29 protein-coding genes, 2 tRNA genes and 1 pseudogene are annotated in these 25243 nt (G+C 59.9%); 23 read left to right on the top strand and 9 right to left on the bottom strand.

Annotation, left to right across the window (positions count from 1 at the left end; translation table 11 throughout):
• The first annotated feature begins 33 nt into the window (after positions 1–33).
• Positions 34–1068, top strand: coding sequence for a UDP-glucose 4-epimerase GalE (gene galE, locus BLP23_RS04345; RefSeq protein WP_092583676.1), 1035 nt, complete (start codon positions 34–36; stop codon positions 1066–1068).
• Between the two features lie 94 nt (positions 1069–1162).
• Complete coding sequence (locus BLP23_RS04340) at positions 1163–2224, top strand: enoyl-CoA hydratase/isomerase family protein (protein WP_092583675.1); 1062 nt, start codon at positions 1163–1165, stop codon at positions 2222–2224.
• Here BLP23_RS04340 and BLP23_RS04335 read toward each other — a convergent pair.
• The 3 genes and pseudogenes from BLP23_RS04335 to BLP23_RS34915 all read right to left on the bottom strand — a co-directional run bounded on the left by BLP23_RS04335 (position 2221) and on the right by BLP23_RS34915 (position 4926).
• Complete coding sequence (locus tag BLP23_RS04335; RefSeq protein ID WP_092583674.1) at positions 2221–4281, bottom strand: ATP-dependent helicase; 2061 nt, start codon at positions 4279–4281, stop codon at positions 2221–2223. The two genes, BLP23_RS04340 and BLP23_RS04335, sit on opposite strands and share 4 nt — an antisense overlap.
• 95 nt (positions 4282–4376) lie before the next feature.
• Positions 4377–4641, bottom strand: a pseudogene (locus tag BLP23_RS34275) (hypothetical protein).
• A gap of 159 nt (positions 4642–4800) precedes the next feature.
• Positions 4801–4926, bottom strand: coding sequence for a hypothetical protein (locus BLP23_RS34915; RefSeq protein WP_267890065.1), 126 nt, complete (start codon positions 4924–4926; stop codon positions 4801–4803).
• A 174-nt stretch (positions 4927–5100) separates the two neighbouring features.
• On the opposite strand from BLP23_RS34915, the gene BLP23_RS04325 reads away from it, so the two are divergent.
• Positions 5101–5364, top strand: coding sequence for a hypothetical protein (locus BLP23_RS04325; RefSeq protein WP_092583673.1), 264 nt, complete (start codon positions 5101–5103; stop codon positions 5362–5364).
• A 229-nt stretch (positions 5365–5593) separates the two neighbouring features.
• Here the strand turns inward: BLP23_RS04325 and BLP23_RS04320 are convergent, their stop codons facing one another.
• Positions 5594–5836 carry a DUF982 domain-containing protein gene (locus tag BLP23_RS04320; RefSeq protein ID WP_039843888.1) on the bottom strand — a complete coding sequence of 81 codons (243 nt, stop codon included), beginning with the start codon at positions 5834–5836 and terminating at the stop codon, positions 5594–5596.
• A gap of 359 nt (positions 5837–6195) precedes the next feature.
• Between BLP23_RS04320 and BLP23_RS04315 the strand changes: the two genes are divergently transcribed.
• From BLP23_RS04315 to BLP23_RS04300, 3 genes are all read left to right on the top strand, one after another.
• Positions 6196–6417, top strand: a complete 222-nt coding sequence (locus tag BLP23_RS04315; protein ID WP_139187031.1) for a hypothetical protein — start codon at positions 6196–6198, stop codon at positions 6415–6417.
• A gap of 572 nt (positions 6418–6989) precedes the next feature.
• Positions 6990–7832, top strand: coding sequence for an SDR family NAD(P)-dependent oxidoreductase (locus BLP23_RS04305; RefSeq protein ID WP_022713340.1), 843 nt, complete (start codon positions 6990–6992; stop codon positions 7830–7832).
• A gap of 746 nt (positions 7833–8578) precedes the next feature.
• Positions 8579–9565 (top strand): methyltransferase, encoded by a 987-nt coding sequence (locus BLP23_RS04300; RefSeq protein ID WP_092584265.1) that lies wholly within the window; start codon positions 8579–8581, stop codon positions 9563–9565.
• 405 nt (positions 9566–9970) lie between these two features.
• Here the strand turns inward: BLP23_RS04300 and BLP23_RS04295 are convergent, their stop codons facing one another.
• Entirely contained in the window at positions 9971–10396 is a 426-nt protein-coding gene (locus BLP23_RS04295) for a VOC family protein (protein ID WP_074067875.1), read from the bottom strand.
• A gap of 81 nt (positions 10397–10477) precedes the next feature.
• Here BLP23_RS04295 and BLP23_RS04290 point away from each other — a divergent pair, with 81 nt between their 5' ends.
• From BLP23_RS04290 to BLP23_RS04270, 5 genes are all read left to right on the top strand, one after another.
• The gene (locus BLP23_RS04290; protein ID WP_092583671.1) at positions 10478–11026 is read left to right on the top strand and encodes a TetR/AcrR family transcriptional regulator; all 549 of its coding nucleotides are present in this window, start codon (positions 10478–10480) and stop codon (positions 11024–11026) included.
• A gap of 120 nt (positions 11027–11146) precedes the next feature.
• The gene (locus BLP23_RS04285) at positions 11147–11845 is read left to right on the top strand and encodes a GntR family transcriptional regulator (protein ID WP_092583670.1); all 699 of its coding nucleotides are present in this window, start codon (positions 11147–11149) and stop codon (positions 11843–11845) included.
• A gap of 86 nt (positions 11846–11931) precedes the next feature.
• On the top strand, positions 11932–12456 hold the full coding sequence (locus BLP23_RS04280; RefSeq protein ID WP_092583669.1) for a flavin reductase family protein: 525 nt from the start codon (positions 11932–11934) through the stop codon (positions 12454–12456).
• Positions 12457–12466: 10 nt separating this feature from the next.
• Positions 12467–13948 carry a 4-hydroxyphenylacetate 3-hydroxylase family protein gene (locus BLP23_RS04275; protein WP_092583668.1) on the top strand — a complete coding sequence of 494 codons (1482 nt, stop codon included), beginning with the start codon at positions 12467–12469 and terminating at the stop codon, positions 13946–13948.
• Between the two features lie 2 nt (positions 13949–13950).
• Positions 13951–14331 carry a cupin domain-containing protein gene (locus BLP23_RS04270; RefSeq protein WP_092583667.1) on the top strand — a complete coding sequence of 127 codons (381 nt, stop codon included), beginning with the start codon at positions 13951–13953 and terminating at the stop codon, positions 14329–14331.
• Between the two features lie 49 nt (positions 14332–14380).
• Here BLP23_RS04270 and BLP23_RS04265 read toward each other — a convergent pair whose 3' ends face one another.
• From BLP23_RS04265 to BLP23_RS04255, 3 genes are all read right to left on the bottom strand, one after another.
• Positions 14381–14890 (bottom strand): tyrosine-type recombinase/integrase, encoded by a 510-nt coding sequence (locus BLP23_RS04265; protein WP_233426624.1) that lies wholly within the window; start codon positions 14888–14890, stop codon positions 14381–14383.
• Positions 14891–14992: 102 nt separating this feature from the next.
• Entirely contained in the window at positions 14993–15559 is a 567-nt protein-coding gene (locus tag BLP23_RS04260; RefSeq protein WP_167363824.1) for a GNAT family N-acetyltransferase, read from the bottom strand.
• A 612-nt stretch (positions 15560–16171) separates the two neighbouring features.
• Positions 16172–16246 (bottom strand) — tRNA-Thr (locus tag BLP23_RS04255).
• A 164-nt stretch (positions 16247–16410) separates the two neighbouring features.
• Between BLP23_RS04255 and BLP23_RS04250 the strand changes: the two genes are divergently transcribed.
• The 10 genes from BLP23_RS04250 to BLP23_RS04205 all read left to right on the top strand — a co-directional run bounded on the left by BLP23_RS04250 (position 16411) and on the right by BLP23_RS04205 (position 22330).
• Positions 16411–16593 (top strand): hypothetical protein, encoded by a 183-nt coding sequence (locus BLP23_RS04250; RefSeq protein ID WP_376773784.1) that lies wholly within the window; start codon positions 16411–16413, stop codon positions 16591–16593.
• Between the two features lie 104 nt (positions 16594–16697).
• Positions 16698–17990 carry a UDP-N-acetylglucosamine 1-carboxyvinyltransferase gene (gene murA / locus BLP23_RS04245; protein ID WP_092583664.1) on the top strand — a complete coding sequence of 431 codons (1293 nt, stop codon included), beginning with the start codon at positions 16698–16700 and terminating at the stop codon, positions 17988–17990.
• Between the two features lie 117 nt (positions 17991–18107).
• Positions 18108–18545 (top strand): DUF2948 family protein, encoded by a 438-nt coding sequence (locus BLP23_RS04240; RefSeq protein WP_022718250.1) that lies wholly within the window; start codon positions 18108–18110, stop codon positions 18543–18545.
• A gap of 37 nt (positions 18546–18582) precedes the next feature.
• The gene (gene hisD, locus BLP23_RS04235) at positions 18583–19881 is read left to right on the top strand and encodes a histidinol dehydrogenase (protein WP_092583663.1); all 1299 of its coding nucleotides are present in this window, start codon (positions 18583–18585) and stop codon (positions 19879–19881) included.
• Between the two features lie 3 nt (positions 19882–19884).
• Positions 19885–20358 (top strand): UPF0262 family protein, encoded by a 474-nt coding sequence (locus tag BLP23_RS04230; protein WP_092583662.1) that lies wholly within the window; start codon positions 19885–19887, stop codon positions 20356–20358.
• Positions 20355–20840 (top strand): arsenate-mycothiol transferase ArsC, encoded by a 486-nt coding sequence (locus BLP23_RS04225; protein ID WP_407691763.1) that lies wholly within the window; start codon positions 20355–20357, stop codon positions 20838–20840. The genes BLP23_RS04230 and BLP23_RS04225 overlap by 4 nt, the downstream gene beginning before the upstream one ends.
• Before the next feature lie 119 nt (positions 20841–20959).
• Positions 20960–21178 (top strand): translation initiation factor IF-1, encoded by a 219-nt coding sequence (gene infA / locus BLP23_RS04220; protein WP_003545338.1) that lies wholly within the window; start codon positions 20960–20962, stop codon positions 21176–21178.
• A 46-nt stretch (positions 21179–21224) separates the two neighbouring features.
• A complete protein-coding gene (locus BLP23_RS04215; protein WP_092583660.1) occupies positions 21225–21845 on the top strand; it encodes a Maf-like protein in 621 nt (206 codons plus the stop codon).
• Positions 21846–21863: 18 nt separating this feature from the next.
• Positions 21864–22073, top strand: a complete 210-nt coding sequence (gene yacG / locus BLP23_RS04210; RefSeq protein ID WP_092583659.1) for a DNA gyrase inhibitor YacG — start codon at positions 21864–21866, stop codon at positions 22071–22073.
• Between the two features lie 181 nt (positions 22074–22254).
• Positions 22255–22330: transfer RNA gene (locus tag BLP23_RS04205), tRNA-Phe, on the top strand.
• Positions 22331–22421: 91 nt separating this feature from the next.
• Here BLP23_RS04205 and BLP23_RS04200 read toward each other — a convergent pair.
• Positions 22422–23675: a TIGR03862 family flavoprotein gene (locus tag BLP23_RS04200; protein WP_092583658.1), complete on the bottom strand. Its 1254-nt coding sequence runs from the start codon at positions 23673–23675 to the stop codon at positions 22422–22424.
• A gap of 115 nt (positions 23676–23790) precedes the next feature.
• Between BLP23_RS04200 and BLP23_RS04195 the strand changes: the two genes are divergently transcribed.
• Together BLP23_RS04195 and BLP23_RS04190 are read left to right on the top strand one after the other, a co-directional pair.
• The gene (locus tag BLP23_RS04195) at positions 23791–24216 is read left to right on the top strand and encodes an OsmC family protein (protein ID WP_092583657.1); all 426 of its coding nucleotides are present in this window, start codon (positions 23791–23793) and stop codon (positions 24214–24216) included.
• A gap of 125 nt (positions 24217–24341) precedes the next feature.
• Complete coding sequence (locus BLP23_RS04190; RefSeq protein WP_092584264.1) at positions 24342–25238, top strand: DMT family transporter; 897 nt, start codon at positions 24342–24344, stop codon at positions 25236–25238.
• Positions 25239–25243: the final 5 nt, after the last annotated feature.

The following is a 25243-nucleotide window of genomic DNA, read 5'->3' as shown; positions in this document are numbered from 1 at the left end:
AGATGCCCTGTCCGATTAAACAGGGAACGGGACATGGCAATTTTGGTGACAGGCGGCGCCGGCTACATCGGCAGCCACATGGTTTGGGCACTGCTCGATGCAGGCGAGAACGTCGTCGTGCTCGATCGCCTTTCCACCGGCTTTCGCTGGGCGGTCGCGCCTGCTGCGCGCTTCTATCTTGGGGATATCGCCGACGCCGAGCTCCTGAAGACGATCTTCATCGAGAACGACATCGAGGCGATCATCCATTTTGCAGGCTCCGCGGTGGTTCCGGCTTCGGTTGCCGATCCGCTTTCCTATTACGACAACAATTCCGGCAAGACGCGTGCGCTCTTGAGCGCGGCGATCGCTGCCGGTGTGCGCCATTTCGTCTTCTCTTCGACGGCGGCGGTCTACGGTCCGCAGAAGACTTCCGATCCGGTCAAGGAAACCGCGCCGCTCAACCCGGAAAATCCTTATGGCCAGTCGAAGCTGATGACGGAGTTCATGCTGCGCGACGCTGCTGCAGCCTATGATTTCGACTATGTGGCGCTTCGCTACTTCAACGTTGCAGGTGCCGATCCGCGTGGCCGTGCCGGACAATCCACGAGCGGCGCGACGCACCTCATCAAGGTCGCCTGCGAGGCAGCCTTCGGCAAGCGCGACAGCGTGCATGTCTACGGCATCGACTATCCGACGCATGACGGCACTGGCGTGCGCGACTATATCCATGTCACTGATCTTGCCGAGGCTCACCTCAAGGCGCTGCAGCATCTGCGCAAGGGCAAGGGATCGTTGGTTGCGAATTGTGGCTATGGTTCCGGCTATACGGTGCTCGACGTGCTGAACATGGTGGTGCGCCTGCACGGCCACGCGTTCAAGATTCATATGGCGCCACGCCGCCCGGGCGATGCCGCAAGCGTCGTCGCCGACGCCACCTTGGCGCACCGCGTCCTGGACTGGACACCGAAATACGATTCGCTGGAGACGATCGTCCGCAGTGCACTGGACTGGGAGCTGGCGCTGATCAACCGCAGGGTCGGGGATCTGCACGGAGTGCACCGTGCCCTTGCCGCGGCTTCCTTCTAAACGCGATTACCCCTGTTTTTCGACGCAAAGTCCACTGGAACGAAGCGCTCCCTCTGTTTATTGATGGGAGGTCAATCGAGGGTGGACGAAGGACATGCAGAACAATCACGAACGGGAAGTCATTATCGAACGGCGCGGCACGGCGGGGATCATCCGCCTCAATCGGCCGAAGGCGCTGAACAGCCTGACGCTCGGCATGGTGCGCATGATCGATGCGGCGCTCGACGAATTCGCGGATGATGACGGCGTTGCAAGCGTGGTGGTGACGGGTGAGGGCGATCGCGGCTTCTGCGCCGGTGGCGATATTCGCAGACTTCACGAAAGCGGGTGCTCGGGTTCTGAGCTTGCGGAGTCGTTCTGGCGCGAGGAATTCACCCTCAACCACCGCATCGCAAGCTACGCTAAACCCTATGTCGCCCTGATGGATGGTATCACCATGGGCGGCGGCGTCGGCCTTTCCGCACACGGGCGGCACCGCATCGTGACGGAGCGGACGAGGCTTGCGATGCCGGAAACCGGCATCGGCTATTTCCCGGATGTCGGAGCGACCTGGCTGCTGCCGCGCATGCCCGGCGAGACGGGAACATGGGCAGGATTGACCGGCCAAGAGCTGAATGCGGCGGATGCCATCTATGCCGGCCTTGCCGATTTTGAGATCTCGTCGTCGCGGCTGCCGGATGTCATCGACGCGTTGGCTCGGCTGCCGGTCGGGTCATCGCCGGTCGCTTGCGAGGCTCTGCTGAAGCATCTTGGCGGCAAGGCGAGCGAAAGCCGCCTGCAGGCCGTTCGGCCGTTGATCGACCGGGCCTTCTGTTTCGATCGCATCGAAGAGATTCTGGACGCGCTCGCCGCTGTCGAAGGCGAATTCTCCGCCAAGACACGCAAGACCCTGCAGACGCGCTCGCCGACGAGCCTGAAATTGACTCTGCGTCTGCTGAGGGAAGGACGCCAGAGCGTCAATCTCGCCGCCTGCCTGAACCGCGAGTTAGCGGCCTGTATGCAGATACTGAAATGCGCCGACTTTTACGAGGGCGTGCGGGCGGCAGTGATCGACAAGGATCGGAATCCGAAATGGTCGCCTTCGACCATCGAGGCGGTGAACGCAGAGGTGCTCGCGCCGTTCTTCAAACCGGCCGATCGCCCTCTTGTCCTCTAGCGCCACATACCGCGCATGCGGGCGCCGACATCGATTCGGACTTGGCGCGCCTGTTGCGCTGAGGCGCTTTCGCTCTTGACCTGCGGCCAGCCGCAGACCTCGAAAAATTGCAGCAGCGTCGCCGGGATGAAGCGGGTGCGCGAGGCATAGACATGGCGGTCGCCCTGCGCATTCTGCCCGTGCGTGAAGAAGCGCTGCGGAACGACGAGATCGAGATTGTCCCTGGCGCGCGTCATCGCGACATAAAGCAGGCGCCGCTCCTCCTCTATTTCCGCGCTGGTGCCAACGCCGAGGTCCGACGGAATGCAGCCGTCGACAACGTTCAACATGAAGACCTTGGTCCACTCCTGACCCTTGGCCGAATGGATAGTCGAGAGGATCAGGTAGTCCTCGTCGAGCAACGGCACGCCCGCCTGGTCGCTGGTCGCATCCGGCGGATCGAGCGTCAGTTCGGTCAGGAAGCGTTCGCGCGACGGATAACCGCCGGCGATTTGCTCGAGCTGCAGGAGATCGGCCTGACGCGTTGCGGCATCCTCGTGCAGCCGCTCGAGATGCGGCTGATACCATTCTCGGACCAGGCCGATTTCGGCGGGCCAGCCGGCTTTCCCGGATCTCAGTTCCTGCATGACCGAAACGAAGGAGGTCCAATCCTCGCCGGCGCGTGGCGGGGTGGGCATGGCCGCGAGGGCCTGCAAGGGGCTTGGATCCTCCGCCATCTGGTCGAGTGCCCGCTGGGCCGTCGAAGGTCCGACGCCCGGCAGGATCTGCATCAGCCGGAAGCCGGCGACCCTGTCGCGCGGATTGAGCGCAAAGCGCAGGGCGGCCAGCATATCCTTGACATGCGCGCTGTCGAGAAATTTCAGACCGCCGAACTTCACGAAGGGAATGTTGCGGCGGGTGAGCTCGACCTCGAGCGCGCCGCTGTGGTGCGAGGCGCGGAAAAGCACCGCCTGGTTCTTCAGCCGCGTACCCTCTTCGCGGTTCTCCAGCACCTTGTCGGCAACATACCGGGCCTGGTCGGCCTCCTCGCGCACGGTGACGAGGCGCGGACGCTCGCCCGATTGCCGCTCCGTCCATAGGTTCTTGGTGAAGCGCTCCGAGGCAAGATCAATGACCGCATTGGCCGCAGCGAGAATAGGTTGCGTCGAACGGTAGTTGCGATCGAGCGTGACAATATTGGCTGCCGGGCTGAACGAGGCCGGGAAATCGAGGATGTTGCGGACTGTGGCGGCGCGGAAAGAATAGATCGACTGTGCATCGTCGCCGACGACGGTCAGCCCCTGTCCCTCGGGCTTCAAAGCAAGCAGGATGGAGGCCTGCAGGCGGTTCGTATCCTGATATTCGTCGACGAGCACATGATCGAAGCGGCCGCCGATATCCTCGGCGATCAGCGGTTCGGCAACCATCTGCGCCCAGTAGAGGAGCAGGTCGTCATAGTCGAGAACGTTCTGGGTCTGCTTGGCCTCGACATAGGCGGCGAAAAGTTCGCGGAGCTGCTTTTCCCATGCGCCACACCAGGGGAAGGCGTCACGCAGGACCACAGGCAGTTCCGTCTCCGAATTCACGGCCCGGGAATAGATCGCAAGGCAGGTACCCTTGGTCGGGAAACGGCTCTCCATTTTCGAGAAGCCGAGCTCGTGACGAATGAGGTTCATGAGGTCGGCGCTGTCTTCCCGATCATGGATGGTGAAGGCGGGGTCAACCCCGATCTGCTCGGCATAATCGCGAAGCAGCCGCGCGCCGATCCCATGGAAGGTACCGCTCCAGGCCAGCGCATCGGCCATGATGCCGGAATTGCTGCCAAGGACCTCAGCGCAAATCCGCTCGACGCGGCGAGCCATCTCGGAAGCCGCCCGGCGGGAGAAGGTCATCAGCAGGATGCGGCGCGGATCCGCACCCTGAACGATCAGATGCGCAACGCGGTGCGCCAGCGTATTGGTCTTTCCGGAACCCGCGCCGGCGATCACCAGAAGCGGGCCTGCAATATGGCTGCCGCCGGCAAGCGTGCCGTGTTCGACCGCCATGCGCTGCTGTGGATTGAGCTTTTCGAGATACATCCAGCCATCCGGTTGGCGCCCGCACGCAATGACGGCGCGGACAGATTAGGCGTTCCTTGAATGTTCTCGATAATGATTCCTGTCAAGCGCAAGCTTTAGTGAACGGCGGACACCACTTCCTGCCGCATGAGTTTCAAGCTCCGATCTGGCTGGAGAATGTAGGTTTCCCGCACCCGGTTGCCGCTTGAATTGTAGAAATTGTTGTAAACGGCGCTGCCGACGGGTGATTTAGTCAGTTTTGTTCGCGGCTGCCCGCCATAGGTCAAGCTGTCCGGGAATGGGCGTGGGCTCCGATGCGCCGGAGGATGTGCAGGCACAGAGCACAACCGCCGCGAGAATTGCCGAAACGATCACTTTCATTGAACTACTCGGCTGTCGATCCATTGCATATGGGCCACCTGCTGCCACACGCAAGAGTGGTTTCAAAGACAATGCTTGACGTCCCCATCAGCTCGTCGTGCCGGTATGCAACGGAAGACCGATTTGGAGCATCAAAGCCGCTGCTAGTGCGGCGACCGGTCAGTTCGGTTCTGGCTGCTGGATCGTCTCCGGTGGCGTGTCGTCTTTTCCCCCGCCCTTGTCGAAAGGTTTGACCACCAGGATACTGAGAATCGAGGCGATCATCGCTGCAATAATGATAAGCATCAGTGTTCTCATGGAAATTTCTACTTCGAGTAACGTGATTTGGGACAATTCAATTAAACTTTTTCAAGCGAAAAGAAAGTTCCAAAAGATTCGCGCGAGCATGCACAAGAAAAAGCGGGAACAAAAATTGCGTCTCACGTGTTTGATCGTCTGAATTCAACGTCGGAGACTGTTATGAGGACGACATTCCGTCTGGGCGCTGCCACCCTTCTTGTTGCATCCGCCGCATTTGCCACACCTGCATCCGCCTCACTTAAAACCGATATCGATTATTATTCGGCATTGCCGCAGGATCAGATTGCGCTCAATGAGTATACCAGCGCGCCTGCCTGTGAGCCGGCCGACGACGCGCATTATCTGCCATCCTTCATCCGTGCTCCGGACGGCACCATCATCGGCGTCGGCTATCTCGAGATAGAAAGCGACAGCAGCTGCTGAAGAGCAACAAAATGGGGTTCCGCCTGGACGAGGCTCGCCTGCGCATGGCTGAGGGAACGAGACTCTGACCATCATCATGATGGCTGGGGTGTTGATGAGTAGCGAGCGCTGGTGTGCAACGAGTTTAGAAAGGTTTCCAGCCTGTCCTGCTTCAACAGTTAAATGAAAATGAACAACCTTGCCTGAACGGCACAGGGCAGCAATTTCCGATTACAGTCAGCCGCACCCGTCAGTGCAGCTTCAGCTTAGCTTCTTCCGCCGCCGCCAGAAACTCGGCGCGGGCCTCCTCGGCGGTCTTGCGTCCATCGAGCGCCGCGCGGCAAACACTGCGGGCCTTAAGATAACGAAGCCCGCGGTTTGCGGGCCAAAGATCGGTAAGGCATTTCAGTGCATCGAACGGGCCGTTCACAGTTCGCGCATCGGCATTTTCGAAGCCGACCTTGACCGGATTTCCCCATCTTTCCGTTGCCATAGGCGTATTCCTCCAGCGTTTACGCCAAAACGCGCATCCAGCCCTTTGCGTTCCCCTAGCAAGGACCCTGCACAGGGATATATTAGCGGGATATTTGTCGCCGGCAATCGGGTTTGATATGGCAGATGCGGGAGTTGCGACGGAGAATTGAATTCTTTGGCAGAAATGATGCCGCCGGACCGGTCACGCCTGAAGGGTGACCGCTCGCTTTTTTGCAATCAGGGCGCTCTTAAAGCCGGATTGGCGTCTCGCGACCTTAGCGAGGAAGAGGCGGGCAGCCGAGCCCGGAGGTCCCGCTGGCCGCGTCGTCCTGCTGGCCCGTTACATTCGCGCAGCCAGGCGATGACGGGATCGCAGGGTTGACGCCGCTTGGGTTGATGGTACTGCCGCTCCTGTTCAGATCGACGGCACCGGAATTGATCGTGCTGTTGGTAATGCCGGGATCCGTTCGGGTCGTGCCCGAGCCGGTATTGTTGGGAGTGGGAGCTATTGTGGTTCCGCTATCCGCCAGAAGTGACGTAGCTCTCGGCCGCCTCGTCGAAGGTGATCATGGCGTGCTTGCCATGCACGCTTTCGTCTAGGAGGCGCGCTTCCGCCTTGATGCGGATTTCTTCTGCCGTTCTTCGATCGCTCGTGCCAGTAGACTCGAAAACGCTTTGTCCGCGGATCGTGTCACGGATGTAGTAGTTTTCAGAGCCGGGCCGGGTGATGAGCTTGAGAGGCTTCGTTTCTTGTTCCAGATCTCGACGAGATCGCTATCCGTGAAAAGGAAGTCGCGGCCCGATATGGTGCACAAACCCGCCGCGCGCGCAACTTTGGCGACGGCGCGCGGCGTCATATGCAGTCTCTCCGCCGCTTCGTGAAGGTCGTAGATGATTCCGAGGCGACCGGGTGTCATATTTTCACGCCTCCTCGCACACCATTTTCAGGCCACCGTTGTGCCCGGCCCCAGTTCGGTCTTTCATCCAAGCCGAACCAATAACCACAATTGGCGCATCTGTGCCATGGCGGCAGTCGGCCCTAATCGGGCAGCCTCCGCGAGTTGTATTTGACTGCTCCCTGGGGTTTCATGCGGCAAGCATCCGTTTTCTGCCTGCAGCAAAATTCCGATGTCCCTTGCCTGCAACAGCCATCGTATAGGAGGCTAACCAGTATGAAAGATGTCGTCGCGTTGGTTACGGGCGCAAGCCGCGGTGTCGGCCGCGGGATTGCGCTGTCGCTGCTCGCCGAGGGAGCCACGGTCCACGTTACCGGCAGGACGCGTTCCGAGGCGGAAGCAAGCCTGGGAGGTAAACGCGCGGGATCGCTGGAGGGGCTTGCGCTTGAGGCTGCGGCATTATCCGGACGACTAGTCGTTCATCATTGCGACCACAGCAACGACGCCGAAACCGAGCGCGTGGCTGAAGAGATCAGGGCCGCCAACAGGCTGGACATTCTGGTGAACAATGCATGGCCCGGGTATGAAAACATGGTCGAGGATGGCGATTTTACCTGGCCGCGCCCTTTCTGGGAGCAGCCCGTCTGGCGGTGGGACGCAATGATCGGCACCGCCCTGAGGGCTGCTTTCATGATGTCGCGCGCAGTGGCGCCGACGATGATCTCGACGCAGCGCGGTCTGATCGTCAATATTTCATTCTGGGCAGCTCAATTCTACGACGGCAACGCGATCTACGGCATGGCCAAAGCCGCCGCCGACAAGATGGCCGCGGACTTCGCACATGAATTGCGTCCACATAAAGTCGCCGCCGTCGCACTCTATCCCGGGCTGGTACGCACCGAAGCCGTCATGCAGAACGCCGAATATTTCGACTTGTCCAACTCCGAGTCCCCGAGGTTCATCGGCCATGTCATCGCCGGACTTTGGCGGGACCCTGCGCTGATGTCGAAATCCGGGCGTGTCCTGGTCGCGGCAGAGCTGGGTCGGGAGTATGACATTGCCGACGTCGACGGCTACAGACCTGTTCCCCTCAGCGCGGCGGACTTTGTGAAAAGCTGAAATCCTGTCGGTCTTTTCAACGACCCGGTTAGTCGGCTGATCTTTCAAACAGTTCGTGGAAAACCTTGACGCTCCGCCGAGGCGATCTTGCACGTCTATTTTCTCCTGGCTCCGTCTGCCGCGGCCTGGAGCGACGCTCTGGCCTTATACCGCCTTCTTCGCGATCAGTAGCAATTGACGTGAGGAAACTTCCACAGCACCGATATCAAATCCGAGGCTTCTGGTGGCTCTACTATGGGCCTAAATGAAGCCTTTAATTCCAGTGCAGCATGGCGCAAATTGTGGGACATTCGGAACCAAAAGTATAATAGTTTCGTTGACGAAAAAATTGTCCCACGTTTCTGCAAGTCTATGATTTCTCGCGCTTGCCGGACACCTCTTCTGACTCCCATACGGCGTTTCAAACCTCGCCGGACGCTACCCGGCGAGGGGACTTCTTAGTGAAACGCCGCCTTGATTTTGCTCAAGGTTCTCGAAGCTTCCCAAGCTGCTGCTTGTCGGCGTTCGGCCAAAGCGGCCAATCACTCAGCTAAATATAGTGTCGGCTTCGCGCCTTGTCGGCCGTTCGAGGCGGCGATAGACATTCTCAGAAGCCGACGTTCGTTCAGCTTTGCTAAGATTATCCGTTACGTCATCGTGTCGGTCGCTCGAAACAATGATTTTGTCTTCACTTTCCGGAGAACGGAGGTTTTAATTTTATGGGAGCTGCTTCGAAGTCGGTCCTGGATCGCGGAAGGGGACGTGACATGGTGGATTCTGATCGGATCGACAACCTGATCGCAGCGGTGCCCCCCGCCTTGGCGCTTGGCGCCGGGCTAGACCTTGGCATCTTCACCCAACTTGGTGGCAGCGCGGTGACTGCTGACAGCCTTGGGGCCGTGCTCAAAGTCGAGCCCGACCGTCTGTCGCGGCTCCTCTACGCGCTCGCCAGCATCGGTCTCCTCGAAGTCAAGGATGGCCAATTTCGCAACGGAGCCGAAGCGTCCGCCTTCCTCGACGCGTCCAAGCCGACCTATCGCGGCGGCGATCATGCGCTCCTGCGCGAGCTTTGGGGAGCCGATCTGCTAACCGCAGAGTCGCTGCGACAGAACCGGCCGGCTGCGCTGCACGACTTTTCCGAAGCGGGGCCTGAGGCCGCGGCGGCGTTCAGCCGCATGCTCGCACCGGGTGGGGTGATTTTCGGCCGACATCTGGCCCAGGAGATAGACCTCTCGGCGATCGGTTCGGTGATCGACATCGGTGGGGGGCCCGGGACCATTCTCGTTGGCCTTCGCGAGCGGCGGCCGCAGATTGCGGCGACGCTGATGGAACTCCCAACGGTCGCAGCGGTCGCGCCAGATATCCTGTCAGAATACGGTGCCAACGACGTGGTTGTCGAAGAGGGGGACATAACTGTCGCGCCATCGAACGGTCGGCACGATCTGGCGATCCTGAAGGCCGTCGTCCAGGTCCTTCCGCCGGACCAGGCGCGCAGTTCGATCCTGAACGCGGCGCGTTGCCTCACACCCGGAGGCGAGATCGCAATTGCGGGGTGGGGTGTTGTCGATGACGACCGCCTTGGCCCGCCTGAGGGTGTCTTTCTGAATCTCACCTTCTTGAACCTCTATCGCCACGGCGAATCGTACACCGAAGGTCAGTATCGTGCGTGGATGACCGAGGCTGGATTGCGGGATATCTCCAGGTCGCGCCTGACGGACGGCTCCACGTTGTTTCGTGCGCGCCTCACGGGCTGATCGTGGCTGAATGGTTGGTTTCGGACGCAAGGCACTCCGAGGCGCGAAGCTAACTTTACCACACCAAACGCCCCATTCCCGTTCCCAGTGAGATCAAGACGGACGGCACCGACGCACTCATTGCCATCGACAAAAATCAGCGGAAGATGCTCCGGCTTTCTGTCGTCAGGATGGTGATCGTCGTATCCAGACAATCCGGGCAGATCGAACAGCACATGCCGTCGAATCTGATGATACGCCTCCCATTCAGATTCGCTCGATACCCGTACTAGCTTCAAATCAGCAGCCTCTCGCAGTAGAACGATTATAGGGGCGGTCCATCGGGGCGCAATGACCGCAATTGGCGCGCGAAGCCGCCAAGGTACCAAGGCCTTCTATCACCCCTTGGTCGGCTGGGACCTCAAACTATCGCGGGAGGGAACCAGCCTCGTACATCTCCCCGTACTGGTCGCTCGGGGGGATCGGCTTGATGATATCGATAAGGACCCCATTCGGGTCGGCTGTTATAAAATGCCTCTGGCCAAATTCCTCATCCCGAAGCTCAAGACGGATGGGCAGGCCCGCTTTCAACAGCCTCTGATATGATCCGTCTACGTCCTCAACCTCGAAATTGAGTAGCAACCCCGACGCTTTGCCTCGAGCCCCTTCTGGGATCGTGCTGTGACTGCCGTCGAGCACAGCCAGGGCCACATGTTCGCTGTCTTTGGACTGCAGATGAACATACCAATCTGCTGAAAACTGCGCTTCGAAGCCAAAGTGTTCGATGTAGAAGGCTGCTGTCGCGGCGACGTCATCCGTCATAATGACCGGGTAGTAGCTCGTTGTCTTCATGGCTTTCGCTCCTGATCAACATCAATTACATTCAATCTGCATGTTTATAGAAACATTCTGCCTGTATGTAAAGGAATGCCGATGGCACGCAACAATCGAGAACGGACAGATGCCACTCGGACAGCACTGCTGGATGCCGCCAGAGCCCTCTTCGTGGATAGAGGCTATGCCGAAACCGCGACTCCGAATATCGTCGCTGCAGCGAACGTGACGCGCGGCGCACTCTACCACCACTTCCCGGACAAGAAGGCACTGTTCACCGCAGTGGTCGAAAGGGAAGGCGCTGCCGTAGCTTCCGAAATAGAGAAGCGCTCGTCGGCAACGTCCTCTGCGCGTGATGCAATCCTCGCTGGGGCGGCCGCATACTTCGACGCGATGGCCGTGCCAGGGCGGACCAGGCTTCTGCTGCTGCAGGCTCCGGCTCTCGTCAACGAGGATCAGGTCGAGAGCACTCTCAGGAGCGGGCTCTCGGCACTCTTGGCAACTTCAGGGTCGCTGGGCCTCGTCGACCCACTGACGGTCCTTCTTTCGGCCGCGTTCGACCGGGCGGCACTCGAAATTGATAGGGGCCGGAAGAGGTCGGACTACGAGGAGGCGATCGTAACGTTGATCGACGGCCTCGTGGATTGAACGTCCGCGTACGGGTCGAGACGTTCGTCTGCAGTCGGCCAAGAGCGGCCATTCCTGTCAAAGGAGTCATCGTCGAAATGCGCTTGACTTTGTTATACGCATCTTGTATGCAACATGCTTATGACAACCAATTCAGCCAGCGGCGCTGCCGCGCTCCAGCGAGGTGATGCAGCGCAGGATGTCGTTTATGCCTGGCTGAAGCAGCATGTGCTGACACTGCCGCGCCATGAGACGACGTTCCTCACAGAGGCGCAGGTCTGTCGGGAAACAGGCGTCTCGCGAACCCCGGTCAGGGAGGCGTTTCTGCGACTGGAGGCCGATGGCTTATTGCGGATTTTGCCCAAGAAGGGGGCATATATCGCGCCGATCACCGAGATTGAGGTTGACGCGATCATGCAGGCACGCGGCCTAGTCGAGGAATGGTGCGCACAGCAGGCAAGCCGCTTCGGGGTGGACTTGGCCGCTGAGTTGGACCGCCTGATCGCTCAGCAGGAGAAGGTCCGAAACGATCGCGTCGCGTTCATCGAAAGCGACCGAGAATTTCACCGGGCGATCGTGAGGGCTGCGGGCAATCCTGTTCTGGCGACCTTCTATGAGAGCCTTCGCGATAAACAGGTTCGAATGGGGGTCCATGCGATCTCTGTCGGCAGACGCGTTGACGAGGTGCTGTCGGAGCATCGGGCAATAGCGCAGGCTATTCGGACCTCTCAAGCGGACGAGGCCGCCGCGGCGGTCGGGGTGCATTTGGCTCGGACTTTGGCAGCATTGCGGGCACCTACACTCGGCGACTGGTCGCCCGGCTCGCGCGCGGTGGTATAGGCTCGCAGCTTGCGGCCAGGTTAGCAAAGAACGCAGAAATTACAGGATTGGCAATCAGATAGATCAAATCGACATCGGGGGAAGCCATGGAACCGGTCATGGACGTGCGTTCATTCAGGCAGGCTTTAGGGCAGTTCCCGACTGGGGTATGCGTGGTCACCAGCACGATCGGCGCGGAAAAACTCGGCGTCACGATCAGTTCGTTCAACTCGCTGTCGCTCAACCCGCCGCTGATCCTTTTCTCCATTGATCGCCGGGCCGCCAGCCTTTCCCAGTGGGCGCAGGCGGAGGGCTACGCGATCAACGTGTTGTCTGAGAACCAGGCGGATTTGTCGAGCCGATTTTCCAAGCCGCTTTCCAACAAATGGGAAGGGATCGCCTGCGAGACGATAGTCGGGCATGGTATCGTCCTTCCAGGAGCTGCAGCAGTGTTCCACTGCGCGCCTTGGGCTGCCCATGACGGTGGCGACCATCTGCTGTTCATTGGCAGAGTGACATCATTCCAATCGTTTTGGGACCGCCGGCCGCTCGTGTTCAGCAAGGGCCGATATGCCGCGCTAGAAAGTGAGAGGCACAACGAAGCGTCCTGGCCACTAGCCATGCACTATTGAGGGGGATGACATGTTGAAAACGGGTTCAGAGCATATCGAAACCCTGCGGGATGGCAGGCACGTGCTCATCAACGGAAAGCCCGCCGACGATGTCACGATCCATCCGGCCTTTTGCCAATCCATACAATCAGTGGCGCGGCTCTACGATTTCCAAAGCGCCGAGCAGAATCGCTCCCTCATGACATACGAGGTGAACGGCGTCGGCACTGCAAGCCGCATTTGGCAGATGCCTGGCAACCATGCGGAGCTGGTGGAGCGCCGAAGAGCGCTGGAGACCTGGGCAACGTTGCATTGCGGTTTCCTTGGCCGTGCGCCGGACCATGTCGCGTCCTGTCTGGCCGGCATGATGATGGGAATTGAGGTCTTTCAGGCCTACGATCCGAAGCGAGCCGACGCCCTTGCCGACTACTATCGATACGCCCGCGATAACGACCTTTACCTGACCTACGTGATCATCAACCCTCAGGCTGACCGGTCGAAGAGCGCAAGCCAGCAGCAGGACGGCACCTTGACGGCCGGCGTTGTCGACCAGGACGCGGAAGGTCTGACAATCCGCGGCGCAAAGATGTTGGCGACAGGCGGCATCATGGCCAACGAGGTGATCGTCACTTGTATCCAGCCGCTTTCACAAGGAGACGAGCCCTATGCAGTCTCCTTCGCAGTGCCCATGAATGCAGCCGGGCTGAAGATCATGTCCCGCAAGTCGTATGAAGAAAATGCAACCAGCGTTTTCGACAATCCGCTCGCCAGCCGCTTCGATGAGAACGATGCGATCCTTTATTTCGATGACGTTAAAGTGCCGTGGGATAGGGTTTTCATCAACCAGGACATCCACATGTGCCAGCAGCAATTTCATGCGACGCCCGCCCATGTCCTGCAGAATTACCAGGCACAAATCCGCCTGATGGTGAAGATGCGATTTCTTCTGGGGTTGGCACATCGCATCACCGAGACCAACGGCATCGTCAATTTCCCGCAGGTGCGCGAAACGCTCGGTGTCCTGGCGGCCCAGAGCGCGATGGTCGATGCGCTGGTGCATGCCATGGAGGTCAAGGGACGAAACTTCGGTGCCTACTTCGTCCCGGATGCGCACACGCTCTATTCGGCTCAGGTACTCACGCAGAAGCTCTATCCGGAAGTGATTTCGGCACTGCGTGAACTGGCCGGCGGCGGACTGATCATGCTGCCCTCAAGCGTCGAAGATTTCGCCGATCCCCAACTCAGGGCTCTGATCGAGAAGACCCAGCAATCACCATCCACGAGTGCCGAAGGGCGGGTGAAGCTCTTCAAGCTGGCCTGGGATGCGATCGGCTCCGAGTTCGCCTCGAGGCATACCCAATACGAGATGTTCTATGCGGGCGCGAACTTCGTCACCAGGAATCACAGTTATAGAACGTGCGACTGGCATTCCGGCACCCGATTGGTCGATCAGATGCTTGATTCCTATTCGCTCGAAAACGAACTTGGAGCCCTCGCGGCAGTGGCGGAATGACCATGCACCCGTCCACACTGAAAGAGCACAAGGAATTCCATCAGGTGGACATGGGACAGGGGTGGCATGTCCCTCCTGGCTACCCGGAGGGAATAGAGCAGAAAATACTGGCGGGGCGGCTTGACGAAGTGAAGGGCGAAGGCAACCGGACACGATTGCTGCGTTTCCTACCGGGCGCGCGCACTGAAAAGCCGTTCGTGCATGACTACTGGGAAGAGGTCTATCTTCTCGAAGGCGACCTCATAGTCGGCGACAGGTCCCCCGAAACATATCCTGCTCATACCTACGCATGCCGTCCTCCAGGGGTCTTTCATGGGCCATTCAAATCAGAGATGGGCTGCTTGCTGCTGGAGATTCACTATTATGAGACGACATTGAGATAACCACTTCTGGCGCGGGGGCGACCACCGGCTTTCGCCGATGGTCAGGTCGTCATAACATGATCTGCTCGGCAATCCGCAAAGCGTCATCCACCTCTACGCCGAGATATCGAACGGTACTTTCGAGCTTGGTGTGACCGAGAAGGATTTGGACCGCCCGTAGATTGCCTGTCTTTTTGTAGATTTGTGCCGCCTTTGTCCTTCTCATAGAGTGCGTGCCGTAGGCGCTCGACTCTAGCCCGATACTCGCGACCCACCTGTGGACGATCCTGGCATACTGCCGTGTCGAGATGTGCTGCGATGTCTGTCGGCGGCTTGGAAATAGATAACTTCCGCCATTCCTTCGAACGAACGGGAGCCAAGCTGCCAATGCAGTTTTCGTCTGCTCCGTCACCTCGAACTGGACTGGACGTCTCGTCTTTTTCTGAATGATTGTTGCGCGATCTCTGATCGAAGCACCTGACCAAAGGTCTTCAATCCTTAATCGGACGAGATCACATGCGCGGAGCTTGCTGTCGATGGCGAGGTTGAAAAGTGCCAGCTCACGGGTCGCACCGCTCATTTCGAGCCGAACCCTTATTGACCAGACATTCCTGGGTTGGAGCGGACGCTTTTGGCCGACGAGTCCAAGAACGCTGGGAACACAACACAACAGATTCCATGATTATGCCTCCGCCGCTCCTCCCACCTCGTCGCCGCTTTGGGCGGGACGGACAATAGCATCTTCGGTGGTTCCCGGCCCTCTGCGGACATCAGCTTTTGTTATCCCGTTGTCTTTGGGAGACCAGCCTTCCCTTGTGGTGACATAGACGAGATTTTTTTGGGCGTTTTCAGATACCCGAGGGATTGCACCGATTCTTTTTGCGACGGCGATGGAGGCATAATTTTCAGGATGAATGATGTGGACTGCTTCCATCCAACCAAGCTCTTCAAACGCCCAAATTAAGCAGCGAGTTGCCGCCTCAGTGGCGTATCCTTTGCCCCAAACGTCGCGACTGAACGCCCAGCCAATCTCAGGGCCTACGCATCCGGGAGGGAACCACGCGCCCGCGCGGCCTATCCAACGACCCGTCGCCTTCTCGATTACCGAGAAATTGCTATACCCCTGACCGCTCCAAGCCCCTGCGAAAAGGCATAGATTGCGCCACGCACCTGTAGCATCTTGCGGGCCGCCGATGAATCTAGTGAACCTCAGCGTCGGAGAGAAACACGGTCCAAGCAGGGAGATCAACCGCGCTGGGATGCCGCAACAGCAGACGCTCTGTTTCTATCATTTTGTCGCCTTTGGGAGTTGCCGTGAACGACCGCATACCGCCGCTACAAGACATAACGATGACCGCTCATGGCGCTTCGCTGCCATTGCGATGGTCGCCAGTCGTGCCGAAGCGGCCATCCAAAGGCCGCCGATGGCACCAGTCTCGTCAAATCGACGCGCCACGAGATCGAGTTATAATTGGCGAATCCGCAAAAATCTGCAATGCTGACGGGAACGCCAGGCAACGATGAGGGACTGATGTCAGGCCGAACAATTGACTCACGGAAACCTCGTCGAAAGCCATATATCGACAGCTCTATGCACACTACGGTTGCCATGCGGTTTATGGCGCAATCTAGGTAGACGCACAGCCTTCGGAACCAGCATTCGTCAAAGCAAACTTTCCGCAAAATGGCTCTGAAGCGATTCCGCAGACGGCTATATGTGTGAACATCCCGAGAACCGACTGCGCCGATTTTGCACGGATTTCCTGTGCAATTCGCGTTCCGTTCCGCGCTTTCGTGTGGTTCTGCGCACGGCCATCGCACTATGTCCGCCTGTCATGCTATTGTTTTCTTTGGGGAAAACTGGTGCTGCCGAGTGGGATTGAACCACCGACCTCACCCTTACCAAGGGTGTGCTCTACCACTGAGCTACGGCAGCAGGACCAGGACGCATGAGCCGGACGGCTGCATTGCGTGAACGGGGGGCCTATTGCCACAGCTTCTTGATAAGCGCAAGCCGCAAATTCCAACTTCGCATGTATTAAGGCCAAGGCCCTTTTTGCGTGAGGCGGAATCCGCTAAACATCAGGCATGGACGACAAGATGGAAAATGCCGCAAAGGGCCGCAAGGCAGTGATCGAAGAGCAGGCGAAACTGCGCCGCGAACGCGCTGCCGAAAAGCTTCGCGAAAATCTCGCCCGCCGAAAACAGCAGACACGGGCGCGCCGCTCGGGCCAGGCGGATGAGACAAATGGGCTTCCTGCCGCAAAAATGGACGAATCGTAATGTTCGTTCACGACGAATTGAAGCCTACCCGGAATTCGTCTAAAGACCCCCATCCCTTTTAAAGGCAGAACTTTCAGAAAGGCGGGCACAGCCCGTAAGCCCATATGGATCGTATCAGAATTGTCGGCGGTAATGAGCTCCATGGCATCATTCCGATTTCCGGCGCTAAGAATGCTGCCTTGCCGCTGATGATCGCCTCGCTTTTGACCAGCGATACCTTGACGCTCGAAAACGTCCCTCATCTGGCGGATGTCGAACTTTTGATGCGCATCCTCGGCAATCATGGCGTCGACGTTGCCGTCAACGGCCGCCGCGAGCGCCAGGAAGACTCCTATGCACGCACGATCCACTTCACCTGCCGCACCATCGTCGATACGACCGCGCCCTATGAGCTGGTCTCGAAGATGCGCGCTTCGTTCTGGGTCATCGGACCGCTGCTCGCACGCGAAGGCCATTGCCGCGTCTCATTGCCGGGCGGCTGCGCCATCGGCACGCGTCCGGTGGATCTCTTTCTCGAAGGACTTGCAGCGCTCGGCGCGAACCTCGAAATCGACGGTGGCTATATCAACGCGACGGCACCCAACGGAGGCCTGATCGGCACGCGCTACACGTTTCCGAAAGTTTCCGTCGGTGCGACCCATGTAGTGATGATGGCGGCAACGCTTGCCCGCGGCACCACGATCATCGGCAATGCCGCTCGCGAACCGGAAGTCGTCGACCTCGCCAACTGCCTGAACGCCATGGGCGCGAAGATTTCCGGCCAGGGCACCTCGACGATCACCATCGAAGGCGTGCAGTCGCTTTCCGGCGCGCGCCACCGCGTCCTGCCGGACCGCATCGAGACCGGCACCTATGCCATGGCCGTCGCGATGACCGGGGGCGACGTCGTTTTGGAAAACACCGATGCAGCTCTGCTCGAAACGGCATTCGAGACCCTCCGCCGTGCCGGTGCGGAAATCTCGCCGACCAACAACGGCGTGCGCGTCAGGCGCAATGGTGCCGGCATCAGGCCGGTCGATGTCGTGACCGATCCGTTCCCTGGCTTCCCGACGGACCTGCAGGCGCAGTTCATGGCACTGATGACGCGCTCGTCGGGCATTTCGCATGTGACGGAAACCATCTTCGAAAACCGCTTCATGCATGTGCAGGAGCTTGCCCGCCTCGGCGCGAAGATTTCGCTTTCCGGCCAGACGGCGAAGATCGAGGGCGTGCCGCGGCTGAAAGGCGCTCCGGTGATGGCAACGGACCTTCGTGCTTCCGTTTCGCTGGTGATCGCCGGTCTTGCCGCCGAAGGCGAGACCATGGTGTCGCGCGTCTACCACCTCGATCGCGGCTTCGAGCGGCTGGAAGAAAAGCTCACCCGCTGCGGCGCGCTCGTCGAGCGCGTCAGCGAATAGGAAAGGGCGGTTCTACGCCCTTTATTCCGGTTGCGCATTTAGCCGCGGCATCCTATTTCCGTTGTCGAACGCATTGCCATCCCGGCGGTGCGCGATAGACCCTGGGGTTTTGCCTGCATGACCGATTTGAAGCTTCTTGCGCTCGACAGTGAAGACCTTGCCGTGGTCTCCGCCCATATGCAGGACAGCGTCTTCAAGGTCGGGGACATGGCCTGGTCGCCGCGGGACGGGCAGTTTTCGATAGCCGCCAACCGCTTTGTCTGGGAAGATGCCCTCAACAAGCGCAAGGGCTTTGAGCGCCACCGGGCGGCGCTGATCTTCAAGCGCGTTCTGGCCGTCCGCTCGACCGGGATCGACCGCGAGCGGCGGGACGATGTACTGTCTCTGCTGTCCGTCGGCTTCGAACAGAAGGGCGAGGGGCCGGATGGCACGATCGAACTGACGCTTGCCGGCGCAGCCGAGATCGTCCTCGACGTCGAATGCATCGAAGTGCAGCTTGCGGATATCGGTGGCGCATGGGAAACCGCCTCCAAGCCTCGCCACCCCGGTGCGTGAAGACTTCCCCGCGTCGAATTGAGAAGGAATATCTGCGTTGGCAATCTGGCTGGATCAGGCATTGGACGGTTTCGAGCAGCGCTTCGCCGCGTTTCTGACAACCAAGCGGGAAGTTTCAGAAGACGTGAACGCGGCCGTGCGCACGATCATCGACGACGTGCGCGCCCGCGGTGATGAAGCGCTCGCCGAATATTGCAAGAAGTTCGACGGCATCGATTTTGCCGACGTGCCGATGCGCGTGAGCGAAGCGGAAATCGATGCCGCGGTGGAAGCAGTGCCTTCCGAAGTGCTCGGCGCGCTGAAAGTTGCGGCCGTCCGCATCGAATCCCATCATCGCCGCCAGTTGCCGAAGGACGATATCTATGAGGATGCCATGGGCGTCGGGCTCGGCTCGCGCTGGACGGCGATCGAGGCGGTCGGCCTTTACGTGCCGGGCGGCACGGCAAGCTATCCGAGCTCGGTGCTGATGAATGCGGTGCCAGCAAAGGTCGCAGGCGTTGAGCGCATCGTCATTGCGGTGCCGGCAACGGGCGGTGCGGTCAATCCGGCCGTACTTGCTGCGGCCAAGCTTGCCGGTGTTTCGGAAATCTACCGTGTCAGCGGTGCACAGGCTATTGCCGCTCTTGCCTACGGCACGGAGACGATCGCACCGGTCGCAAAGATCACCGGCCCCGGCAATGCCTATGTTGCCGCCGCCAAGCGCCACGTGTTCGGCACGGTCGGCATCGACATGATCGCCGGCCCGTCGGAAGTGCTGGTGATCGCAGACAAGGACAACAACCCGGACTGGATCGCCGCTGACCTTCTGGCCCAAGCCGAACATGATGCAAGTGCCCAGGCGATCCTGGTCACCGATAACGCCGAATTCGGCAAGGCCGTCGAAGCTGCCGTCGAGCGGCAGCTGAAGACTTTGAACCGTGCGGAAACCGCCGCCCGCAGCTGGCGTGATTTCGGTGCGGTCATCCTGGTGAAGGACCTTAAGGATGCGATACCGCTTGCTAACCGCATCGCCGCTGAGCATCTGGAGCTCGCGGTTGCCGATCCGGATGCGCTGCTCGACGGAATCCGCAATGCCGGCGCGATCTTCATCGGCGCCCATACGCCGGAAGTGATCGGCGATTATGTCGGCGGCTCGAACCATGTTTTGCCGACCGCGCGCTCTGCCCGCTTCTCTTCCGGCCTTTCCGTGCTCGACTTCGTCAAGCGCACCTCGATCCTCCGGCTCGGTCCACAGCAGCTTCGCGATCTCGGTCCGGCGGCGATCGCCCTCGCGGTCTGCGAGGGCCTCGACGCCCATGCGCGATCGGTCGCGATCCGTCTCAATCTCGAAAGGTGAGGCATGGCGAAGGGCGACTTCCGGCTCTCAGATATCGTCCTTGACGATACGATCGGCCGTTCGACGCCTGATGTCGAGCACGAGCGCGCCGTCGCGATCTTCGATCTCATCGAGGAAAACAGCTTCGAGCCAGTCGGTCACAGCGGCGGACCCTACCGGTTGAAGATTTCGCTGGTCGATTCCAAGCTCGTCTTTGCGATCACCACGGAAGACGGACGGGATGTTGCGACCCATATCCTGTCACTGACCCCCTTCCGCCGGCTCGTGAAGGACTATTTCATGATCTGCGAAAGCTATTACGAGGCGATCCGCTCTGCCTCGCCAAGCCGCATCGAGGCGATCGATATGGGACGGCGCGGCATCCACAACGAGGGGTCGCAGACATTGAAGGACCGGCTTGCCGGCAAGATCGAGGTCGATTTCGACACGGCGCGGCGCATCTTCACGCTCGTCTGCGTGCTTTACTGGCGCGGATGACGGCGATGGCGCCGGCTCCGACCACGGCAGAAGGAAAGGCGCCCGGCGCGATTCTCTTCATGTGCGGGCTGAACGCCATCCGCTCGCCGATCGCCGAAGTGATCGCCCGTAGCATCCTGCCCAAGAATACCTATATACGTTCTGCAGGCGTTCGCGCCGGCGAGCGCGATCCATTTGTCGATGTCGTGCTCGATGAAATCGGCCTTTCGCTCGGGCGTCGCCAGCCGCAGACGCTTGACGAACTCGAGGATGACTACTTCGATCTCATCATCACGCTCTCGCCGCAGGCCCATCACGCCGCGCTGGAACTGACGCGGTCGAGCGCCGTCGACGTGATCTATTGGCCGACGATGGATCCGACGGTCACAACCGGGACCCGCGAGCAGATTCTCGACGCCTACCGTGAGGTGCGTGATCACCTTGAGATGCTCATCGAAACACGGCTCGCCAGGAGAAATGGCATCGCCGCGCAATCGGCGTGAAACAAAAGGAAGAAAGCCCGATCAACAAGGTTCACAAATGACCCTTGATTGTGTAGTTTCCGCGAAAATTTTAAGGCGGCCAATGCCGTCATCTCAACCGACAGGAAGAAAACCTTTATATGCCTAAAGAAGAAGTCCTCGAATTCCCGGGTATTGTGACCGAACTTCTGCCGAACGCGACCTTTCGCGTGAAGCTCGAAAACGAGCACGAAATCATCGCCCACACGGCAGGCCGCATGCGCAAGAACCGCATCCGCGTTCTTGCCGGCGACAAGGTTCTTGTGGAAATGACGCCTTACGATCTCACGAAGGGCCGCATCACCTATCGTTTCAAATAGGCTTGGCCCGGAAGCCCCAAGGGCTTCCGTTTCCGGTCGAGGGTCCATGGCGCTCACATACAAGCTCATTCTGGCTTCCGGCTCGCCGCGCCGTGTCGACTTGCTCAACCAGGCAGGCATCGAGCCCTCGCGCCTGATGCCGATGGATATCGACGAGACGCCGAGGAAATCCGAGCATCCGCGTTCGCTTGCCCGGCGCCTGTCGACGGAAAAGGCCGAAGCGGCTCTTGCCGCGATCAAGACCGACATGGCCTGGAAGGGCAGCTATATCCTTGCTGCCGACACTGTGGTTGCCGTCGGCCGCCGCATTCTCGGCAAAGCCGAGTTCGCCGACGAGGCTTCCGCCTCGCTGCATCTGCTTTCCGGCCGCAGCCACTGGGTTTATACCGGCGTCTGCCTGGTGACACCCGACCGCAAGATCCGCCAGAAGATCGCCGAGACGAAGGTGCGTTTCAAGCGCCTTTCCGGTTTCGAGATCGAGAACTATCTTGCCTCTGGCCAGTGGCGCGGCAAGGCGGGGGCCTATGGCATCCAGGGGCTGGCCGGCAGCTTCGTGCAGAAAATGGTGGGCTCCTACACCAATGTCGTCGGTCTGCCGCTTTATGAAACAATCCTGCTGCTGACCGGCGAAGGCTTCGACGTGCATAGCCGGTGGCCTGAGGGCTGAGCCCGGAGGAGGATCACCGTGCCCGAAGAGAATAAAACCACCGCCAAGGTCGAGCCGCTGCGCAAGACGCGCCCTTGCCCGGAATGCGGCAAGCCCTCGCACCGCGATCACTACCCTTTCTGTTCGAACCGCTGCCGCGAGGTCGACCTCTCCCGCTGGCTGAATGGCGCCTATGCCATTCCGGTTGCCGAAGACGAGAAGACGGCGGACTACGACGACGAAGAGTAGCGCGGAAATCCACAGCGAACCCATTCAATTTGCTTGTGAATCCGCAAAAAATCTCCGGCTGGCAAAAAACTGTCATTTGATGCTTGCCATGGCCGGACAAGATGCTATAACCCCGCTCGCTTCCGGGGCGAACCAAGGCCCCGCACTTCTTTCAACGAAGAATGTTCTGCGAAGCACGGATGCCCAGATAGCTCAGTTGGTAGAGCAGCGGATTGAAAATCCGCGTGTCGCTGGTTCGATTCCGGCTCTGGGCACCATTTCTTTTTCTGACATGTTGAAGTCTCCTTGTTCGCCTGAGCAACCACGATGGTCGATAAGACCGGTTTTTATGCATGTGAAAGTTTTGCTCTAGAGATGATCTTGTAGACCAGCATCATACGAGGTGGGGCGAGCGCGAGACTCCACCCACTTGCCGATCCCCACCCCCGCAGCCTTCCCCGTTGCCATGCACGCCGTCAGCAAGTACCCGCCGGTCGGGGCTTCCCAGTCAAGCATTTCTCCGACGGCGAAAAGGCCGGGAATGGCATTCAGCATGTAGCCAGCGTCAAGCGCGCTCCATTCGATGCCACCGGCGCAGGATATGGCCTCAGTGATGGGGCGGGGGCGAGTGATAGGGATCGGCAGGGATTTGACGTGGCTTGCGAGCTTCGATGGATCCTGAAGGTCGGCTTCGTTTGCGAGTTCGCGCAAAAGGACGGTTTTGACGCCGTCGAGGCCGGCGCCTTTGCGGAGGCGGTTGGAGAAGCTGCCCTTCCTGTCCTGCCGGGCGAGGTCCTTTGCCAGGCGCTCAGTGCTGCGGCCGGGCGAGAGGTCGATAAGCAGAAAGGCGGGCTTGCCGGTTTCGAGCGCGTCGCGAAGTGCTGCGGAATGGGCGTAGACAAGGCTGCCTTCGATGCCGTGGCGGGTGATGACGAATTCGCCGGGGAAAGTGCCGGCGGGCGAGGTGGCGGTGACGGATTTGAGCGGCGCGCCGGCGAAACGGTCGCGAAAGGTTTCGCTCCAATCGACGTCGAAGCCACAATTGGCGGGGCGGAACGGCGCGATGTTCACGCCCTTTTCCTCAAGCCACGGCACCCAGGCGGCGTTCGAGCCGAGGCGCGGCCAACTGGCACCGCCAAGCGCCAGCAAGGCGGCATCAGGGTGGATGACAAGATGGCCTTGCGGCGTTTCAAACGCGTAGCCGCCGTCTTCGAAGCCGGTCCAGCGGTGGCGTGTCAGGATCTCGACGCCCTGGGCTTCCAGACGCGCGATCCAGGCGCGCAGCAGCGGCGAGGCCTTCATGACTTTCGGGAAGACGCGGCCGGAGGAGCCAGTGAAGATCTCGGTGCCAAGCCCTTCCGCCCAGGCGCGGATGTCGTCGGGCTTGAAGTCGTCCAAGGCCGGGCGCAGCCGGTCGGACGCTTTGCCAAAGCGGGTGATGAATCGCGCATAGTCTTCCGAATGGGTGATATTGAGGCCGGTTTTTCCGGCGAGCAGGAATTTGCGCGCCACGGTGGGCATCGCTTCGTAGATGGTGACGGCGTGCCCGGATGCCGAGAGGACCTCGGCCGCCATCAAGCCCGCCGGTCCGCCGCCGATGATCGTGATCTGTTTTTTCTTCATGGCTCGCCTGATACAGGATTCATACCCGCGCGTCTCCGGATTTGCGGGAAGCGCGTTCGTTGCGGGCGACCGGCAAAGCCGCTACTTGAGAAGCATATCAACGGAGTGTTCCGGCATGACCGACCTTAAGGCAAGACCAAGACCCACGGGCGCCACCGCCGTTCTCGGGCGCACCGGCTTTCCGCATGTCACCTCGGCGACGAAGGGTGAGCTCGACATCGTCACCAGCCCGTCGCAGCCGGGTTTTAATCCACTGGACCTGCTTTACTCCTCGCTTTCCGCCTGCCTGGTGCTGAGCGCGCGCATCGCCGCAAGCCAGATGGGCGTTCTCGACAGGATCACTGAATTGACAGCTGACGTGACCGGGGAGAAGGCGACCGAAGGGCCTTCTCGCGTCGAGATGTTCAATATCGTCTTCGCCATCAAGGGCGATATCGACGAGGAGACGCGGCAAAAGATCGCGCATGCGGCGGAGGAAATCTGCACGGTAAGCAATACGATGCGCGGCAATCCGCAATTCGCTACCGCAATTTCCCGCTGAGCCGCTGGGCTGTCGAATACTTTTGCCTGCCTTTGTCGTTCCTGCGCTATCGTCGGTGGCCTTCATCTGGTAATTCGCTGCCGATCGCCGCTTTCATAGCTTGCGGCGCAGAAAGCATCGAGATCATGTCGCAGGCCGCTTCCGCAACCGTCGAAACCGCACCTTCCAATCGCCTTGCCCTGGCGGCACTGATCCTTGGCGGGGCGGCGATCGGCGGCTCGCCGATCTTCGTGCGACTGTCGGAAGTCGGGCCGATGGCCACGGCGTTCTGGCGCGTCGCACTCGCCCTGATACCGATCTTCATCTTCTCGCTGATTAAGGGTAAGGATGCCGGGCCCAAGCCAAAAAGGCTTTCGGACTATGCGCTTCTGGTCCTGCCAGGTGGGATCCTCGCCATGGATCTTGCTGCATGGCATCTGTCGATCACGATGACATCAGTTGCCAACGCGACGCTGCTGGCAAATCTTGCGCCCGTCTTCGTCACGGTCGTCGGCTTCCTGTTCTTCCGAGCGGCGGTGACGCGGCTCTTCGTTCTTGGCCTTGCACTGGCATTGGCCGGCGTCATCATCCTGAAGGGCGGGCCTTCGGCATTTGGGAACGGGGATCTGCTGGGCGATGGCATCGCGATCGTCGCGGCGTTGTTCTATGCCGGATATATCCTTGCGATCGGCAGGCTCAGAAGCCGGTTCGATACCATCCGCATCATGCTCTGGAGTACGGCGTCTGCGGCGGTCTTCGTATTTCCGCTGGCTTTCGCCTTCGAGGATCAGATCTGGCCGGCCACGGCGTACGGCTGGGCGATGGTTTTCGGTCTCGCCTTCATCAGCCATGCAGGCGGGCAAGTGGCGATCACTTATGCGCTCGCCTATCTGCCAGCCGCCTTCTCCTCGCTGACGCTGCTGCTCCAGCCCGTCGTCGCGGCAATTCTCGCCTGGATGCTGCTCAACGAAGCGATCGGCCCGATGCAGGCGATCGGCGGGGCAGTCGTGCTCGCCGGGATCATGATCGCCCGGCGAGGCTGACGGGA

The sequence above is a fragment of the Rhizobium mongolense subsp. loessense genome (assembly GCF_900099775.1).
Taxonomy (GTDB): domain Bacteria; phylum Pseudomonadota; class Alphaproteobacteria; order Rhizobiales; family Rhizobiaceae; genus Rhizobium; species Rhizobium loessense.
This window is presented reverse-complemented; position numbering and strand designations above follow the sequence as displayed.